We start from the raw sequence: 16,799 nt of genomic DNA, 5'->3' as shown, positions 1-16,799 counted from the left end.
GGAATTTCATCAAACTGCCATGCAACTGAAACGGGTGCGTCGCTCTCGCGATCTAAGGGCTCCTTCAAAGAAAGAAGGAACCCCATTTCATGAAGTATCACTATCTGGTTGGCGCTGCGCTGACTGCTCTTGTTCTCCCGGCTGTTGCCAAGGCTGGCGAAGTTACCGGTGTTGTGATGGATGCAAGCGACACCATCGCATTGCAGGCAGCGGAACTCACCATCGAGGAACTTGGGCGCAAGGCAACGGCAGATCGCGACGGAAGCTATCGTTTTTATGATGTTCCAGCCGGGAACTACACAATTGTCGCAAGTTATGTCGGGGCCGACCCAGTCAGGCAGACGGTGACTGTTCCGGAGTCAGGGGCAGTGCAGCTGAACTTCGTGATGGGCGATAGCGAAGGCCAGATCCTGGTTATCGGCCAAAGCGCGAATCAGGCCAGCGCGCTCTCCCGCAAGCGAGCGAGCGATACTGTGTCCGATGTGCTCACGCGCGATGCCATCGGCCAGTTTCCAGACCAGAATGTGGCAGAATCGCTCCGCCGCCTGCCAGGCGTCAACATCCTCAATGACCAGGGCGAGGGCCGCTTTGTGTCGGTCCGAGGGCTTGACCCCGAGTTGATCGCAACCTCGCTCAATGGTGTGCGCCTTCCTGCGCCCGAAAGCGATGTGCGCTCGGTCGCCTTGGACGTGATCTCCAGCGATATCATCGAATCAATCGAGGTCATCAAGTCGCTGACGCCTGACATGGATGGCGACACCATCGGCGCGTCAGTAGAGATCAAGACAACCAGCGCGTTCGACCGGAAGACGGATCTCATTACGCTCAAGGCAGAAGGCAGCTACAACGATTATTCGGGGGAAGTCACGCCCAAAGCGAGTCTGGATTTCTCCACGCGCTTGTCCGACAATTTCGGCATTTCAGGCGGGATATCCTATTACAGGCGCGAGTTTGAGACGGATAACATCGAGGCCGATGACTGGTTCGATGCCGGCGGAGCCATCTTCGCAGGAGAAGTGCAGTATCGCGATTATGATGTCGAGCGCGAGCGTATCAGTGCGACTCTCGGACTGGATTTGCGTGCCGGCGATTCCACAGAGCTTTACATCAAAGGCATCTGGAGCCAGTTCGACGATCAGGAGTTTCGCCGCCGTTTGACCTTTGACTTCGGCGATTTCGAGGACTTCGGTCCGACAAGCTCGAGCGGATCGGCTGTAGTTTTCGACGATTCTACTGTGACCATCGAAGGCGACGATTCGCGCCAGCGCATCGGGATCGAGCGCGATGTCAAAGACCGCTTCGAGCGCCAGCGTATCCGTTCGATTACTGCCGGGGGCGAAAGCGACTGGGGCGACTGGTTTGCCGAATATGCTGTCAGCTGGGCCAAGTCGACCGAGCTCGAAAACAACAACATCGACCCCGCCGAGTTTCGCCAGCGCTTCTCTGACGACGGTCTTGTGATCGGGTTTGACTATTCGGACCCCCAAGTCCCGCAGTATAGCGTCGTCAAGGATCCCGGCACGTTCTTCGATCCAGCCGAATACGGGCTCAACGACATTGAACTGACTGTGCTGTCAGATTCAGAAGACGAAGAATATTCAGCGCAATTCGATCTTGGCCGCCGGTTCCAGTTGGATGGAGGAGAGTTCACAGTGCAGGGCGGCTTCAAGGGGCGCTGGCGCGACAAGAGCTATAATTTCGATGTCGAGTTCTACGAATTGGACGACTTTGGCCTGTCCGACGTAGTTGGGGCAGATGCTACGTATCGCATTGCAGATCTAAACCCGCTTCCCGGCTTCACGGAGGCTTCCGACTTCTTCTTTGCCAATTTCGATCAATTCGATTTCCAGAGCCTCGACAGCGCGTTCGATTCCGCTGTTTCCGATTACGCCGTTGAGGAAGATGTGATCGCGGGTTATCTGCTCAGCCGCTGGGATAGTGCCGATCTGCGCGTCATTGGCGGTGTGCGTTACGAGCGAACAGACAACACGATGAACGGCAATCTCGTGACGCTTAACGAGGACGCGGAAACCGTGACCGTCGCGCCCATCATGTTCGAGCGCGATTACGACATCTGGCTGCCCAGCCTCAACATCCGTTACGAAGCACAGCCTGATCTGATCCTGCGCTTGGCGGGCTATCGCAGCCTGGTGCGTCCCAAGTTAAGTGCGCTCGCGCCGCGTTTCGCGGTCGAAGAAAACGAGGAAGGCGAACGCGAAGGTGAATTCGGCAACCCCGCGCTCCAGCCATACCGGGCCTGGAATTTCGATGCTTCGGCAGAATGGTACATGTCGTCCAACGGTGCACTCACGGCTGCGATCTTCTATAAGGATATTGACGACTACATCGTCAACGCGGTGTTCGAAGAAGATAGTGAACCGTTCAACGGAAGCTTCAACGGGGTATCCTTCGACGAAGCCCTGATCCCGCTCAATGGCGACAGCGCGCAGGTCTTCGGGTTGGAACTGGGCTTCTCGCAAGCGCTGTCGGGCATGCTGGATGGCTTCATCATCCAGGCAAACTACACCTACACTGATGCGGAAGGTACGGTCTTCAACGATGGCGACATCAGTGATCCGCGCGACATCCCGCTACCCGCAACGTCCAAGCACACCGGCAATATCTCGCTCGGCTATGACAAGGGGCCGATCGACATCCGCCTGTCCGGCACCTATCGTGACAGTTACCTCGACGAGCTTGGCGATGAGGCGGCATTCGACCGCTATGTCGACGATCACTTCCAGCTGGATCTCAGCGCGAAATACCGTCTCAACGACAACATCCAGTTCTTCTATGAATGGGTCAACGTCAACAATGCGAAGTACTTCGCATACAACACCTTCGGCAGTCAGGTGAATAACCTTCAATATGAAGAATATAGCTGGACGATGAAGTTCGGCGCGCGGGTGAACTTCTGATGCGGTTGACGCCGATAGCCTTTCTGATGGCTAGCACTGGGCTCGTGGCCGCTTGTGCCACGACGCCCATCAAAGGAAATCCCGCAGTCGAAGTCACGGCTCTGGCCGAAACCCTGCCGGTGGGGACGACCAATGAAGATGCGGCAGATGATCCCGCGATCTGGCACAATGCGGCAAACCCCGCCGCCAGCCTGATTGTCGGGACGGACAAGAAAGCAGGCCTGCATGTCTATGCGCTGGACGGCAGCCAGAAGACCTTTCTTGATGCGGGCCTTGTCAACAATGTCGATCTGGTCGAACTGGCCGATGGCAGCATAATGGTCGCTGCCAGTGACCGCACCGATCCGGCTACCGCGCATGTCTTTCTTGCGCTGCTGAATGGTGAAACCGGCGCGCTATCACCGCTCGGGCGATATCCGATTGCGGCGGGCGAAGGCTATGGCCTGTGCATGGCGCAACCTGCAGTGAACGGCTCTGTGCGCGTGTTCAGCCCGGTGAAGGACGGCAGTATCGTGCAGACAATCTTCACACCGGGCGAGGGCAGCTGGAAGGCTGAATCGTTGCTACTGCACAAGCTCGCGAGCCAGCCGGAAGGCTGCGTACACGACGTTCGGACCGATACGCTTTATGTCGGCGAGGAAATGGCTGGCATCTGGGCCTTCAATCTCAAGGTAGACGGCGCGCCCAGGTTGGTCGCTGCGATCGACAACGCGCAACTGGTTGCCGATGTCGAAGGACTCGCGCTCGCCCCACAGGGCGACAATGGCGGCTATCTGATCGCCTCCAGCCAGGGCGACAATGCCTATGCCATCTACCGCCTGCCGGACATCACCCCGGTCGGCCGGTTCCGCATCGCGGCTGGGCCATTCGGCGCAGCGGAGGAAACCGACGGCATTGCGCTCGATATCCGCTCCTTCGGTGAGACCTATCCGCTAGGCGTGTTCGTGGCTCAAGATGGACGGAATGGATCAGCCGCGCAAAACTTCAAACTGGTGTCCTGGGCGGATGTTAAGGCAGCGCTGCAACTTCCGTGATCACTAATAAAAGCCCAAACAGCGCTGGCCTGATCGCGGGCGAGGCGGTAGCAACGCACTTCTCATTCCAGCCATGGGATAAGCGAAATGCGTATTGTTGCATCATTTCCACTGGTAGCTCTCGCTGCAGGTTGCGCTCCCACTCCGCCACCTGCTGATCTTGAGTATTCAGAGAGCGACCGCGATCGCAAACTTGTCTGCGATGCACAGGCTGTACAGTCTTATGTTGGTAAGAAGATCGAAGGCGACACGGGCGAAACTATCTTGCTTGAAAGTGGCTCGGCTCGTTTGCGCTGGAGTCCGCCCGACAGCGCGTGGACGATGGATTACCGCCTGGACCGGGTGAATGTGCGTTATGACCGCGCAATGACCATCACTGACATCACCTGCGGATAGAATGATGCGCGATCGCACAACATCAGGTTCACCTTACGAAGCGGAGTTCGGCTTCTCACGCGCGGTGCGCGTCGGTGATCGCATCATCGTCGCAGGCACAGGGCCGGTTGAGCCAGACGGTACAACCACCCCGGGAGACGTTGCCGAGCAGGCGCGGCGATGCTGCGAGATAATCATCGAGGCTGTAACCGCGCTGGGCGGATCGGCTCAGGATATCGTGCGCACGCGCATGCTGCTGACTGATTCGGCTGACCAGGATGCCGTCGGCGCGGTCCACGCGCGCTATTTCTCGACCGCCAAACCGGCCGCCACTATGGCCGGCGTAGCATGGCTTTGCCGCCCAGAATGGAAGGTGGAAATCGAAGCCGAGGCGGTGCTAGGGGCGAATCCATGACAGGACAATTCCAACTCAATGACGACCAGCTTGCGATCCAAGACATGGCGCAGCGGTTCACTGCCGACAACATCACGCCTTTTGCGGGCGAATGGGATGAGAACAAGCATTTCCCTGAGGATGTGATCAAGCGCACGGCCGAACTCGGCTTTGGCGCGATCTATGTTTCGGAGGAATCGGGCGGGATCGGCCTCGGACGGCTTGAAGCTGCGCTGATCATGGAAGCGATGGCCTATGGCTGCCCTGCGACCAGCGCGTTCATCTCGATCCACAATATGGCCGCATGGATGATCGATTGCTTCGGCGGCGAAGAAGTGAAAGCGAAATACCTGCCCGACCTCATCACCATGGACAAGCTTGCAAGCTATTGCCTGACTGAGCCGGGCTCGGGTTCGGATGCGGCGGCGCTCAAGACCTCTGCGCGGCGGGAGGGCGACCACTACGTTGTGAACGGGACCAAGCAGTTCATTTCCGGCGGCGGCGTGAACGACGTCTATGTCTGCATGGTCCGCACCGGCGAGCACAAGTCGAAGGGCATCACGTGCCTCGTGGTCGACAAGGATACGCCCGGTGTCAGTTTTGGCGCGCCGGAAAAGAAGCTCGGCTGGAATGCCTCGCCTACCGCGCAGGTCATTTTTGAAGATGCACGCGTGCCTGTTGCCAGCCGTGTCGGCGCAGAAGGTGAGGGCTTTCGCTTTGCTATGGCGGGCCTGGATGGCGGACGCCTCAATATCGGCGCATGTTCGCTTGGCGGAGCGCAGCGATGCCTTGATGAAGCAATCGCCTACACCAAGGAGCGCCAGCAGTTCGGGCAACCCTTAGCGGACTTCCAGAACACCCAGTTCATGCTGGCCGACATGGCAACCGAGCTAGAGGCGGCCCGCGCCCTCCTCTACCTCGCTGCGGCCAAGGTCACAGATGGCGCGCCTGACAAGACGCGCTTTTCCGCGATGGCAAAGCAGCTTGCGACGGACAGCGGCAGCAATGTCGTCAACAACGCGTTGCAACTGTTTGGCGGCTACGGCTACCTCAAGGATTACCCGATTGAACGTTTTTGGCGCGACCTGCGCGTGCATTCGATCCTCGAGGGGACCAATCAGGTCATGCGAATGATCGTGGGACGGGACTTGCTGCGGCAGGGGTGAGGGCAATGACAGAAGACGTAAAGATCTGGGTCGATGGACCTGTAGGCCGCCTTTCATTGAACCGGCCCAAGGCGCTGCATGCATTAACGCTGGAAATGTGCCATGCGATGAGCGCGGCGCTCTCTGAATGGGCTGCGGATGACGCAATCAATGCGGTGATCCTCGATCATTCCGAAGGGCGCGGCTTTTGTGCGGGAGGCGACATTGCTTTCCTGCGCAATTCGGCGCTGAACGATGGTGGCGTGTCGGGTCGGAAGTTTTTCCATGATGAGTACCAACTCAACCACCAGATGTTCACTTTTGAAAAGCCCATCGTGGCCTTCATGGATGGCATCACCATGGGCGGCGGCGTAGGAATCGCAATGCCGTGCCAATTCAGGGTTGCGACGGAGAACACCCGGTACGCCATGCCGGAAACAGGCATTGGCCTGTTCCCTGACGTCGGCGGCGGCTGGTACCTCTCGCGCCTCGGCGGACGGATCGGCCAGTTTCTTGCGCTGACCGGCGCGCGAATGGATGGCTCAGAATGCCTATGGGCAGGGCTTGCAACGCATTACGTGCCGAGCGAGATGCTCGAAGACATCAAGGCGCGCATTGTCGAGAAGCCTGACCGCATCCGCGGCATCCTTTCAGAGCCCGTGGGCACACCGCCTAAGCCACGGATTGAAGAGAACGCGGTCAAGATCGCGCGGCACTTTGCCAGCGATCGCTATGAGGACATCCTTGCGAGCCTTGAGGCTGCAGTTGCGGATGGGGACGCATGGGCGGAGAAAGAGCGCGACACGCTTGGCACCAAAAGCCCGCAGACCTGCAAGGTTGCGCTGCGTCAGCTCTCAGAAAGCGCTCAGCTGACTGATTTCGCGGACAATATGCGCATGGAATACCGCATCGCATCGCGTGTCCTCACTCGGCCTGATTTTGCCGAAGGCGTGCGCGCGGTGATTACCGACAAGACCAATGATCCCAAGTGGGACCCGGCAACGCCGGAAGAGGTGAGCGAAGAGCTGCTCGACAGCATTTTTGCCCCGCTACCGGCTGACGAGGAATGGAAACCCCTATGAGTTACGAGACCATCACTGTTGAAATCGACGCGCAGGGTAACAAGGGCGTCACGCTGATTACGCTCAACCGCCCGCAGGCATTGAACGCATTGAATTCCCAGGTGCTAGACGAGTTGACTGCGGCGTTTGCGGCCTATCAGGCGGATGCCAGCCAGCTGTGCGCGGTGCTGACCGGCTCAGGCGAGAAAGCCTTTGCCGCTGGCGCGGACATCAAGGAAATGAGCGAGAAGGCAGCAGCAGATTTCTACCTGCAGGACTTCTTTTCGCCCTGGACCAGCGAAGTCGTAAAGAAGACCCGCAAGCCATGGATCGCTGCGGTCAACGGCTTTGCGCTGGGCGGCGGGTGCGAGCTTGCGATGATGGCGGACTTCATCATCGCCTCGGACAACGCCAAATTCGGCCAGCCCGAAATCAAGCTTGGTGTCGCGCCCGGCATGGGCGGCTCCCAGCGGCTTACCCGTGCGATCGGCAAGTCAAAGGCTATGGAAATGTGCCTTACAGGCCGGATGATGAGTGCAGAAGAAGCTGAACGCGCAAACTTAGTCGTGCGCGTCGTGCCGCAAGCGGACCTCATCGCCGATGCGCTCAAGACCGCAGCCACGATCGCCGCGATGCCGCCGATGGCTGCCATTGCGAACAAGGAAATGGTCAACGCTGCGTTCGAAACCACGCTCGACCAGGGCCTTATCATGGAACGCCGCATCTTCCAGATCCTCACCGCGAGCGAAGACAAAGCGGAAGGCATGACCGCCTTTATCGAGAAGCGTGAAGGCGAGTGGAAGGGTAGATAGGACGTTGGACGGATTACCCTACCTTCTTTTCGGCCTTTGGGGGATTGCGTTTTCGGTCGAGGTGTTTTGGACTGCGAGAACCGGTCGCCGCGGTCCCATCAATAGGCTTTGCTCAAAATTCGTTCCTGTTTGGTCGCCACCAGAAAGCCAAATGCAAACTCTCTCGCATTTGCTTTGCGGAGTAGTAGGCTTGGCGATAGGTGCAGCTTTCCTGCTGTTAGGCTGGCACGCACTCTAAGTTTCGAGAAAGGATTCCATGAAAATCGCGTTTATCGGCCTTGGCAACATGGGCGGCGCTATGAGATCGTTCATCGAGAAGCGCGAGGGCCAGTGGAAGGGACGTTAGAAGCTCCCCTTGACGCCAGCGAGAATTGCGGAAGTTCGGACTTCATGATCTCTGCGGTGTAGCGCTAATGTTCGGTAGTCGGACAAGGCCGAAATCGCGGTGTATCTGACAGGCACTACGACCCTAGGCGCAGAGGGTTATGATCGCATAATTTGCAGAGGTCCGTTTGGGCATTCGTCTTCCCATGATCCAGGCCAATCCCGTACACCTCGCCTGGGGTATGGGCTCCCTTGGCACGATCACCATGATCACGGCCCTATCCAACCTCTATCTCTTCTTTTTGGTCAGTGTGCTCAAGATCGCTCCTGCTGCGGCGGGACTCCTGATCTTTGTTTCCAAGTTGTTCGACACGGTGTCTGACCCTGCGGTGGGCTGGATTAGCGACCGCACCAACACACGCTGGGGCCGGCGCAGACCATTCATGCTCATCGGCGCGCTGCTCGGACCGGTCAGCCTGATCGCCCTTTTCGATCCACCGGCTGCGTTAATGGGCCTGGACGAGCAAGGTGTCATCCTGGCACTGCTCCTGTTTTACACCATCGCTCTGACGCTGTTCAACGTGCCCTACCTGGCGATGCCCGCAGAGATGACGGAGGACTATCACGAGCGATCGACCATCATGTCCTACCGCGCGCTGTTCCTCGTCGGCGGAGGCTTTCTCGGAGGTTCGCTGGCAGGCCCGATCATCGCCGAAGGCGGGGGCGGGCGCGAAGGCTATGCCACGCTCGGCTATATTCTTGCCGCGGTCAGTTTTGCCGCCATGATGTGCGCGATCATCTTCACCAAGCGCGCGCGCTTTACGAAATTTACGCGTCCATCAATCTCGCGTATCATGCAGGCGAGATTATTCTTCGCGAATTCACCATTCCTGTTCCTAGCAGGCGTGAAGGCGTTCCAGTTTCTGCAATTGGCCGCAGGCGGAGCCAGTACGCTGTTCTTCTTCATCTCCGTAATGGAAAAAGACGAGGCATTGTTGTTCCCGTTCGGTGCATCAGTGATCGCTGGATCACTCTCCAGCTTGCCGCTCTGGCTCCCGATCCTGAAGCATTTCGGGAAGAAGCAGGTCATGCTGATTGCCTTGCTGGCTCAGGCTGTACTCTATCTCAGTTGGCTTGCCTCGGGCCCCAACGAAGCAATGGCAGTATTCCTGCTACGAGGATTCCTGCTCGGTGCGATGGGCGGAGCAATCCTGATCGCAAGTCAGTCCATGATCGTCGACACTATCGAATACGACCGTAGGTTGAGCGGCTTGAACCGCGAAGGGCTCTACTCCTCCGTATTCAGCTTCGTAGAGAAAATGATGCATGCAACTGGCCCGCTCATCGTAGGTGTGTTGCTGGCTTGGTTCGGCTACGATGCAAGCATTCCGCGCGGGCAGCCGCAACCTGAAGAAGCGCTGTTTGCGATCACATTCGGGCAAGCGATCCTGCCTGCGATTTGCAGCGTATTGATGGCATGTGCACTGGTATTTTATCACCTTGATGAAGAGACGCTCGCAAAGGTCAAGCGGCATCCCTTTGGTGAGAATGAAGCAAAGACTGGAGAATGAGATCATGACAGCCCCAGCCAGACCGCAATTGCCTGTGCTGCCGCAAACCGGCCGCGCAGGGCTGCAATTTCTCGGCGATCTGCAGGTCTATTCCTCAACCGCGTTGAAGGATGCCGCGAAAGCGCAATTCTATGCCGATGAGGAGATGGCCGCGCTTGGCGATCAGCCAATGGGCGACCGTCAACCGGAGGAATTGGAAGCGATTGTCGCAAAGGCCACCGAGAAAGCAGAAGCAATCCCGGCGCACCGTTTCAACCGCCTCTATCAGCGTGTCGTTGCAGAAGGGGTCTATGATCGCGGCATTCCAGCCGCTGAAGAAAAGCGGGCAGAGTACGAAGCCAGCATCGAGGATGATCCGGGCAATCACCCCAAGGCTGGCACATTGACGATTGATCCTGATTTCAAGGAGCCAGCCTACACCAGCGATGTAGAATGGCATTTGATGCCGGGTGGTTGGGACGGATTTGATTTGTCCATGCTGATGTTCATGTCCGGCGTGATGCCATATATTTTCCGCAAGGGTGGCTATGCTGCCGTCGATGTCGGCGCTGACATTTTTGCGCAGCGCCTGACGGTGCTTGAACAGCTTCCCAAGGACCGCGAGTACAAGCGGATCTACGAGTGTGGCAGCGGCGGCACGCCAACTCTTGGCATGCTGCGGCAAAAGTTTCCTGATGCGGAACTTGTTGGCGCGGACCTTTCAGCTGCGATGCAGCAGGGCGGCCACAAGATGGACCGCAAAATGGGCTTTGGTGTCCACTTGAAGCAGGAAGATTGCCGTAACACGTCCGAGCCGGACGGTCATTATGATGCGGTTGTTGCCTATGCAGTATTCCATGAAACGCCCGATGACGTATGCCGCGATATCATGGCTGAAATGTTCCGCATTCTCGCGCCGGGCGGCACTATGCTAATCTCCGACCCCGGCCCGTTCCGAGCGCTCACGCCTTATCAGGCGGTGCTCTATGATTGGGAAGGTGACAATCGCGAAGAGCCTTATTTCAGTGCTTCGATCCGCCGTAACCTGCCGCAGATAATGCGCGAGGTGGGCTTCGAAAATGCACGCGAATATGGTGTGGGTAATGGCAATTACCCTTGGGTCACGCTGGGCCAGAAGCCAGTGAGCGAAGGAGCGTGACGATGCCTTCCAAGCGCAAGCAGCCAACCTATCTGCAGGCAGAAGACCTGGATACGCTGGCACGGCAGAACATCCAGCTCATGGCTGAGCTGTGGATCGTGAAAGACCGTCTCGCGATGCTGGAGGATATGCTGGCAAAGCAGGGGCTGATTGACCGCGCGACTTTCGAAGCCACTGAACCAGACGAGGCCTTGTCAGCAGAGCTGGAAGCCGACCGGGTCGCCTATATCAAGCGGATCGTAGGCCTCAGTGCGGATCAGCGCACGATCCCGAACCTGCAATCTGTTGCTCCGCAAAAGCGGGGCTGAGGACGCAGAGTGCCGCTCGGTCGAAGGTCATATGCCGATGGTGATCACGGTCAGATCCACTTTCGTGCAGCTGACCGAGGCATCCCGCTGGTGCTAATTCACCAGGCACCGATGTCGTATCGCCAATTCGACACCGTGTTTGCGCTTCTTGTGGACAGAGGCCTGCGCCCGATTGCGATCGATATGCCAGGTTTCGGCAATTCCGACCCGCCCGCGTTTGAGCCTGCGATTGGTGACTATGCCTCAGCTCCAGTCTCAGTCCTGGATGCGCTCGGCCTCGAAAGTGCGGCTGTGCTTGGCCATCATACGGGAAGTCAAGTTGCGGCGGAAACCGCGCTCCGGTTTCCAGACCGAGTTGATAAGCTGATCCTTAATGGTCCTCTCCCGCTCTCGCGAGAGCAGAGGGAGAAGGGCCTCGCCTATGTCGAGGAACGTGAGAAGGGCTTTGCCGCGCGGCCCGATGGCAGCCATCTGGCTGAAGCGTTTCAGAATCGTCTTTCCTATGCCAATGCCGACACCGACTGGTCGCTCGCCTCGCGCTATGTCGGCGAACAACTGACCAGCCTTGGACCGTTCTGGTATGGCCACAACGCCGCCTTCCGCTACGACCATGCGGCCGCGCTCGAGCGGATAAGCCAGCCGACCATGATTCTCACGAATACCGGTGACGAGATCTATGAACTCGCCAAGGCGGCTCATGCGATCCGACCGGATTTCGCCTGGCGTGAAATCAAGGACGGCGGCGTCGATATCGTTGACGAGAAGCCGGAAGACTGGGCTGATTGCGTCGCAGAGTTCGTGCTTGAACGGCAGATGGCTGGTTAGCGCAATCGAACGATGAGCCGGGAAAAATCGGTCAAGAGCCGCTTTTTTTGCTGTCTTCCTCGTCCTGAGAGATCCGGCCTTCTGCTGGCGGGAGCAAGCGTGCCATGCCTCCAATCAGCTTCCATTCGCCATTCTCGAGCGTCCAGACATGGATGTTCTCGTAATACTGGTCGACTTCGCGTTCGCCTTCGGGTGCAAAGCCGTCACCCAGTCTTGTTCGATGCGTCGTGAAATAAGCAGCTGCAGTATTGCCGTTCAATGTGAAGCCTTCGCGTTTCAAGGTGACACGCTCGCCATTGAGCGCAGATGAGTCCGATGCGCTCGCGCGGAAAGCATCGAGGCCTAGCGGCTTTTCCATGACCGGTGGCCACCCGAGGTAAGAATCGCTCGTCACGCTGAGGTAGTTGGTGAGGTCGCCGCGCCCGCGTCCTTCGAAGATCGCTTCTTCCTTGGCCCAGATCTCTGCTTCGATCACCTTGGCTTCGTCTTCCGTAATGTCGCTCGAATAGGTTTCGCGCACTTCGCAGGCAGTCAACCCGGCGGCTGCCAGCACGATGATCGGGGCTCTGATCCAGTTCAAGACGCGCATCGGTTATCCTTTAGGTTCGATAAATCAGGAAGCAGACCCTAGTCACTGGGACTCAGTTTCCGATAGCTCCCTCCTTTATCGCGCTTACGGCGAACAGATCGGTAAGTGGGCAAAATCGAGCGAATATTCGCAAAGCGAACAGTGTCAGTCACCCCTGGCAGCCGAGGCTATCATTCGTTAAGTAAACGCTTTGAGCACCGGGTATGGCCATCAAGCGATGGTGCCTAATCTGCGGACGTTACCGTCCGTCGGTACAAATGCCAGGTGGCATGGCCCAGGACAGGCAGCGCAAAGAACAGGCCGAGAAAGAACGGCACGAGCGCGACAAGCAGAAGCCCGGCAATCATTACGGCCCAAACCAGCAGGACTGCCGCGTTCGAGCGCATCGCTGCGAGACTGACAGTTATCGCCGTGATGAAGTCGATTTCTTGGTCAACCAGCAGCGGCAAGCTCATCACGGTGACGGCATAAAATCCTAGCGCCATGATCGCTCCGATAATACTCCCGACAGCGAGCATGGCGAGGCCTGCAGGGGTCATCAGGAATGCGAGCGTTTCTGCATTCCCTCCGCTCTGCGCTGCAAAGACAGCGAATATCCCGTGTGCGAGCATCAGCCAGAAGGCAAAGGCTACAAACACGATCACGCCGACAGAAATGATCTGCTCATCACCATGCCCGCGCAAAGCGCCCAAGATGGGTTTCCAGCTCAAAGGTTCGCCGGTCTCTCGTCGGCGGCTGACTTCATAGAGGCCCACTGCCGTAAACGGGGCGAGCAAGGGAAAGCCTGCTGCAGCGGGGACGAGCCACGAGGTGTTGCCCCACTGCATCAGCGCAAAATAGATGAGAAAGCCGCCTGCCACGTAGATCCCAGCAAAGAACAAGCCATAAATGGGAAAGGCGCGGAAATCCGACCAACCTGCGGCGAGCGCAGATTTCAAATCGGCGAAAGTCAGATTGTCCAGGACTCTGTAGGATGCGACTTTACCTGTATTGGCCATGGCAGCTCCCTCTCAGTTAGAACCGATAGCTGACCCCTGCGCTCAAAACCCATGGGTCCAGCTTGTGCTCGGTTTCAATGACAAGCGTATCATCGACATACCAGCGAGCGGTTGTATCGACGAAATAGCGCTTGGCATCGAAGGTGATCCCAAACCCGTCATTGCCGAGCGGGATATCGACCCCAGCCTGCAGTGCCAGGCCTAATTCGTCAGACAGATCTGTGTCGGTCACGCCAAGCGGCACCGTTGCGGCGCCGGGCTTGTCCTTGACCCAAAGGAAATAGGTGGGACCTGCGCCGACATAGGGTTTTACACCTGCAAGTTCGAAATGCAGCTTGGCTGTGAACGTGGCCGGGATCAGCCGGGCATTCGAGACCAGCTCAGCACCCGGCAGACCGGAGACAGCGTCCACATCATGCTGAGTGAAGCAGCAGATCGTTTCAATTGAGAAGTTGTTGTTCAGGAAATACTCGATTGCGATCGTCGGAACGTAGTTATCGTTCGCTTGGGTCTGCGTATCGGCAGGAAGCCCGACGATATCCACGTTGACATCAGTGATCTTGCCATCTGGCAAGACACCCGTCCCCAGTACCTTGATTTGCAAACGGCCAACCTGACCCTCGTCCTGCGCGAGGGCGGGTGAGGCCGCGAGGGCCAGGCCTGCGAACGAGCATGCGAGAAGCGTCTTCATAAATCTTTTCCCTGCGCCGCAGCGGCCGCACCGTGCGGCCCAGGGTTATTGCGACGTCGCCGCCCTAATGCCTCGGCTGGAAATGCTGGACATTGATCCTGATCAAAGACGGTGAAGCGCGCTTGCATCTAGTCCGGTTCAGAAATCGGAGAATGGACTGAGCCGGCTTGATGGATGATCACACTGCATTTGATACCTTCACGCGCTCTGCGTTCGGTGTCGAACCAGGCGGGCGAACGGGCAGCCAGCTGGAAGCGATGGCGCATTGCGTGTCGTTGCCGCGCGGGATCAGGGCGCCGCTCGATCATATGAGGGATCAAGTCGTCTACATTGTCCGCGGGGCAACCAAGCTCGCCGCCAGAGCCTCAGGTAACCGCGAGCAGATCGTCGCCTTCCATTTTGGAGGAGATATCGTCTCGGTCCCCGCAGATGGCCTCCATGCTTATGCCATGACCAGCCTCGTCCAGACGGAATTGCTTGTGTTTCCTGCGCAGGAATTTTTCGATCGCGCGGCGACGGAAGACGCGATTGCGCGCTCTCTGCTACGACGGCTCACCTCAGCATTGCATCGCTGCCGCGACAAGGCGGTGGCGCTTGGCTGCAAGAGCGCCAATGAGCGGCTGGCAGGTTTCCTGATGGCGATGTCGGAAAGGGTCGGTAAGGTAGATGGGAATCGCTGCACGCTCGAGTTGCCTATGTCGCGGCGCGACATAGGCGATTCTCTGGGGCTGACCATCGAAACCGTGAGCCGCCAACTCGGTGTAATGCGTGAGGCTGGCCTGATCGAAACCAGCGGCCGCTCTCAAATCGTCGTGCGGGATTTGAATAACCTTGCCCGGCGAGCAGGCCATCAATGCCAGCACTGTGAAATTTTTCCGCAAAACTCGAAATTTGATCTCGATCAATGTGCTGAATGCGACCCGCGCATAGCCGTGGACGCAACAGAAGGGGCATAATTATGGAAGCCGTACTTAGCCGCGTTGGTTTGTGGTTTGTGATAATGTTCTTGGCAATTGCTGCGTTTCTCGGCGCGCAAGATCCAGGATTTGCGGTGCACGCAGTGCTCGTGGGTGTGATCGCCTTTGCATTCCTGGTCGTGACGCTGATGCGCTACGATCCGGTTGGACACGCACAGTCGATCTTGAAGATGCCGGAAGGCCCATCGCGATACTACGATGATGTCGTGCGCTGGGGGGTAATCGCGACGGTATTCTGGGGCATGGCGGGCTTCCTCGCAGGCGTTTTCATCGCAATGCAGATGGTTTTCCCGCAGCTCAATATCGAGCCGTGGCTGAACTTTGGCCGACTGCGCCCACTCCACACCTCGGCTGTCATCTTCGCATTTGGTGGTAACGCGCTGCTGGCGACGAGCTTCTACGTTGTCCAACGGACCTGCCGTACGCGACTGGCTTTCCCGCCGCTCGCACGGTTCGTTTTCTGGGGCTACCAGCTGTTCATCGTGCTGGCGGCGACCGGCTATCTGCTCGGGGTTACCCAGTCGAAGGAATATGCAGAGCCTGAATGGTATGTCGATCTGTGGCTGACCATCGTATGGGTCGCCTATTTCGTGGTGTTCGTGTTTACGATCATCCGTCGGCATGAACCGCATATCTACGTTGCGAACTGGTTCTACCTCGCCTTCATCATCACGATTGCGATGTTGCACATCGTCAACAATTTGGCGGTGCCAGTGCATCCGCTGGGATCGCGCAGCTACAGCCTGTTTGCCGGTGTTCAGGATGCGCTGACGCAGTGGTGGTACGGCCATAACGCCGTGGGCTTCTTCCTCACCGCAGGCTTCCTTGCGATGATGTATTACTTCGTACCGAAGCAGGCGGAGCGGCCGGTCTATTCCTACCGCCTCTCCATCATCCATTTCTGGAGCCTTATTTTCCTCTACATCTGGGCCGGTCCGCACCATTTGCATTACACTGCGCTTCCAGACTGGGCCCAGACGCTTGGCATGGTGTTTTCGATCATGCTGTGGATGCCGAGCTGGGGCGGCATGATCAACGGCCTGATGACGCTTAACGGCGCATGGGACAAGGTCCGCACCGATCCGATCATCCGGATGATGGTGATGAGCCTCGCCTTTTACGGCATGAGCACCTTTGAAGGGCCGATGATGAGCATCAAGGCCGTCAACAGCCTGTCGCACTATACGGATTGGACCATTGGCCATGTCCACTCCGGCGCGCTTGGATGGAACGGCATGATTACTTTCGCTTGCATCTATTTCCTGGTGCCGCGCCTGTGGGGACGCCAGCGGATGTATTCGATGCGGATGATCAACTGGCACTTCTGGCTCGCGACGCTTGGCATCGTTTTCTACGCTTCGAGCATGTGGGTGGCTGGACTGACCCAGGGTCTCATGTGGCGCGAATATGACGCCAACGGATACCTGGTGAACAGCTTCGTTGACACGGTCGCAGCGCTCAAACCGATGTTCGCAGCGCGTGCTTTTGGCGGCCTGCTGTACCTCGCTGGCGCTGTGATCATGACCTACAACGTCTGGATGACCATCGCCGGGCATCTGCGTGATGAAGCCGCCATGACAGAGACTCCATATGATGAAGTCGCTGACCGTCCTCTCACCGCTAACCCTGCTGCATAGGA

The 16,799-nt window shown here is 57.8% G+C and carries 16 protein-coding genes; 13 read left to right on the top strand and 3 right to left on the bottom strand.

Features of this window, described 5'->3' with window-relative positions:
• Window positions 1-89 precede the first annotated feature (89 nt).
• From ACG9DO_RS13475 to ACG9DO_RS13425, 11 genes are all read left to right on the top strand, one after another.
• Window positions 90-2,918 carry a TonB-dependent receptor gene (locus ACG9DO_RS13475; RefSeq protein ID WP_394728768.1) on the top strand — a complete coding sequence of 943 codons (2,829 nt, stop codon included), beginning with the start codon at window positions 90-92 and terminating at the stop codon, window positions 2,916-2,918.
• Window positions 2,919-2,944: 26 nt separating this feature from the next.
• Window positions 2,945-3,952: a phytase gene (locus ACG9DO_RS13470; RefSeq protein ID WP_394728766.1), complete on the top strand. Its 1,008-nt coding sequence runs from the start codon at window positions 2,945-2,947 to the stop codon at window positions 3,950-3,952.
• Between the two features lie 87 nt (window positions 3,953-4,039).
• Complete coding sequence (locus tag ACG9DO_RS13465; RefSeq protein WP_394728764.1) at window positions 4,040-4,348, top strand: I78 family peptidase inhibitor; 309 nt, start codon at window positions 4,040-4,042, stop codon at window positions 4,346-4,348.
• Window position 4,349: 1 nt separating this feature from the next.
• Window positions 4,350-4,742, top strand: a complete 393-nt coding sequence (locus ACG9DO_RS13460; RefSeq protein ID WP_394728762.1) for a RidA family protein — start codon at window positions 4,350-4,352, stop codon at window positions 4,740-4,742.
• Window positions 4,739-5,887, top strand: a complete 1,149-nt coding sequence (locus ACG9DO_RS13455; protein WP_394728760.1) for an acyl-CoA dehydrogenase family protein — start codon at window positions 4,739-4,741, stop codon at window positions 5,885-5,887. Before ACG9DO_RS13460 ends, ACG9DO_RS13455 begins: the two co-directional genes overlap by 4 nt.
• A 5-nt stretch (window positions 5,888-5,892) precedes the next feature.
• Complete coding sequence (locus ACG9DO_RS13450) at window positions 5,893-6,948, top strand: enoyl-CoA hydratase/isomerase family protein (RefSeq protein WP_394728758.1); 1,056 nt, start codon at window positions 5,893-5,895, stop codon at window positions 6,946-6,948.
• A complete protein-coding gene (locus tag ACG9DO_RS13445; RefSeq protein ID WP_394728756.1) occupies window positions 6,945-7,739 on the top strand; it encodes an enoyl-CoA hydratase-related protein in 795 nt (264 codons plus the stop codon). The genes ACG9DO_RS13450 and ACG9DO_RS13445 overlap by 4 nt, the downstream gene beginning before the upstream one ends.
• Window positions 7,740-8,269: 530 nt before the next feature.
• Entirely contained in the window at window positions 8,270-9,634 is a 1,365-nt protein-coding gene (locus tag ACG9DO_RS13440; RefSeq protein ID WP_394728754.1) for an MFS transporter, read from the top strand.
• 4 nt (window positions 9,635-9,638) lie between these two features.
• Complete coding sequence (locus ACG9DO_RS13435; protein ID WP_394728753.1) at window positions 9,639-10,772, top strand: class I SAM-dependent methyltransferase; 1,134 nt, start codon at window positions 9,639-9,641, stop codon at window positions 10,770-10,772.
• Between the two features lie 2 nt (window positions 10,773-10,774).
• Window positions 10,775-11,080 (top strand): hypothetical protein, encoded by a 306-nt coding sequence (locus ACG9DO_RS13430; RefSeq protein ID WP_394728751.1) that lies wholly within the window; start codon window positions 10,775-10,777, stop codon window positions 11,078-11,080.
• Between the two features lie 9 nt (window positions 11,081-11,089).
• Window positions 11,090-11,905 carry an alpha/beta fold hydrolase gene (locus ACG9DO_RS13425; RefSeq protein ID WP_394728749.1) on the top strand — a complete coding sequence of 272 codons (816 nt, stop codon included), beginning with the start codon at window positions 11,090-11,092 and terminating at the stop codon, window positions 11,903-11,905.
• A 31-nt stretch (window positions 11,906-11,936) separates the two neighbouring features.
• Here the strand turns inward: ACG9DO_RS13425 and ACG9DO_RS13420 are convergent, their stop codons facing one another.
• The 3 genes from ACG9DO_RS13420 to ACG9DO_RS13410 all read right to left on the bottom strand — a co-directional run bounded on the left by ACG9DO_RS13420 (window position 11,937) and on the right by ACG9DO_RS13410 (window position 14,183).
• Complete coding sequence (locus ACG9DO_RS13420) at window positions 11,937-12,494, bottom strand: hypothetical protein (RefSeq protein WP_394728747.1); 558 nt, start codon at window positions 12,492-12,494, stop codon at window positions 11,937-11,939.
• A 224-nt stretch (window positions 12,495-12,718) separates the two neighbouring features.
• The gene (locus ACG9DO_RS13415) at window positions 12,719-13,492 is read right to left on the bottom strand and encodes a DUF2189 domain-containing protein (RefSeq protein ID WP_394728745.1); all 774 of its coding nucleotides are present in this window, start codon (window positions 13,490-13,492) and stop codon (window positions 12,719-12,721) included.
• A gap of 16 nt (window positions 13,493-13,508) precedes the next feature.
• Window positions 13,509-14,183, bottom strand: a complete 675-nt coding sequence (locus ACG9DO_RS13410) for an OmpW family protein (RefSeq protein ID WP_394728743.1) — start codon at window positions 14,181-14,183, stop codon at window positions 13,509-13,511.
• 170 nt (window positions 14,184-14,353) lie between these two features.
• Here ACG9DO_RS13410 and ACG9DO_RS13405 point away from each other — a divergent pair, with 170 nt between their 5' ends.
• A complete protein-coding gene (locus ACG9DO_RS13405) occupies window positions 14,354-15,139 on the top strand; it encodes a helix-turn-helix domain-containing protein (protein ID WP_394728741.1) in 786 nt (261 codons plus the stop codon).
• Window positions 15,140-15,141: 2 nt separating this feature from the next.
• Window positions 15,142-16,797 (top strand): cytochrome-c oxidase, cbb3-type subunit I, encoded by a 1,656-nt coding sequence (ccoN, locus tag ACG9DO_RS13400; protein ID WP_394728740.1) that lies wholly within the window; start codon window positions 15,142-15,144, stop codon window positions 16,795-16,797.
• The last annotated feature ends 2 nt before the right edge of the window (window positions 16,798-16,799 follow it).

Origin of the sequence: Altererythrobacter sp. GH1-8 (assembly GCF_043702085.1) — a bacterium.
Classification (GTDB): domain Bacteria; phylum Pseudomonadota; class Alphaproteobacteria; order Sphingomonadales; family Sphingomonadaceae; genus Erythrobacter.
This window is presented reverse-complemented; position numbering and strand designations above follow the sequence as displayed.

Coding starts and splice junctions, on each gene's coding strand:
- ACG9DO_RS13475 (WP_394728768.1), top strand. CDS start 90: ATGAAGTATCACTATCTGGTTGGCGCTGCGCTGACTGCTCTTGTTCTC.
- ACG9DO_RS13470 (WP_394728766.1), top strand. CDS start 2,945: ATGGCTAGCACTGGGCTCGTGGCCGCTTGTGCCACGACGCCCATCAAA.
- ACG9DO_RS13465 (WP_394728764.1), top strand. CDS start 4,040: ATGCGTATTGTTGCATCATTTCCACTGGTAGCTCTCGCTGCAGGTTGC.
- ACG9DO_RS13460 (WP_394728762.1), top strand. CDS start 4,350: ATGATGCGCGATCGCACAACATCAGGTTCACCTTACGAAGCGGAGTTC.
- ACG9DO_RS13455 (WP_394728760.1), top strand. CDS start 4,739: ATGACAGGACAATTCCAACTCAATGACGACCAGCTTGCGATCCAAGAC.
- ACG9DO_RS13450 (WP_394728758.1), top strand. CDS start 5,893: ATGACAGAAGACGTAAAGATCTGGGTCGATGGACCTGTAGGCCGCCTT.
- ACG9DO_RS13445 (WP_394728756.1), top strand. CDS start 6,945: ATGAGTTACGAGACCATCACTGTTGAAATCGACGCGCAGGGTAACAAG.
- ACG9DO_RS13440 (WP_394728754.1), top strand. CDS start 8,270: ATGATCCAGGCCAATCCCGTACACCTCGCCTGGGGTATGGGCTCCCTT.
- ACG9DO_RS13435 (WP_394728753.1), top strand. CDS start 9,639: ATGACAGCCCCAGCCAGACCGCAATTGCCTGTGCTGCCGCAAACCGGC.
- ACG9DO_RS13430 (WP_394728751.1), top strand. CDS start 10,775: ATGCCTTCCAAGCGCAAGCAGCCAACCTATCTGCAGGCAGAAGACCTG.
- ACG9DO_RS13420 (WP_394728747.1), bottom strand. CDS start 12,494: ATGCGCGTCTTGAACTGGATCAGAGCCCCGATCATCGTGCTGGCAGCC.
- ACG9DO_RS13415 (WP_394728745.1), bottom strand. CDS start 13,492: ATGGCCAATACAGGTAAAGTCGCATCCTACAGAGTCCTGGACAATCTG.
- ACG9DO_RS13410 (WP_394728743.1), bottom strand. CDS start 14,183: ATGAAGACGCTTCTCGCATGCTCGTTCGCAGGCCTGGCCCTCGCGGCC.
- ACG9DO_RS13405 (WP_394728741.1), top strand. CDS start 14,354: ATGGATGATCACACTGCATTTGATACCTTCACGCGCTCTGCGTTCGGT.
- ccoN (WP_394728740.1), top strand. CDS start 15,142: ATGGAAGCCGTACTTAGCCGCGTTGGTTTGTGGTTTGTGATAATGTTC.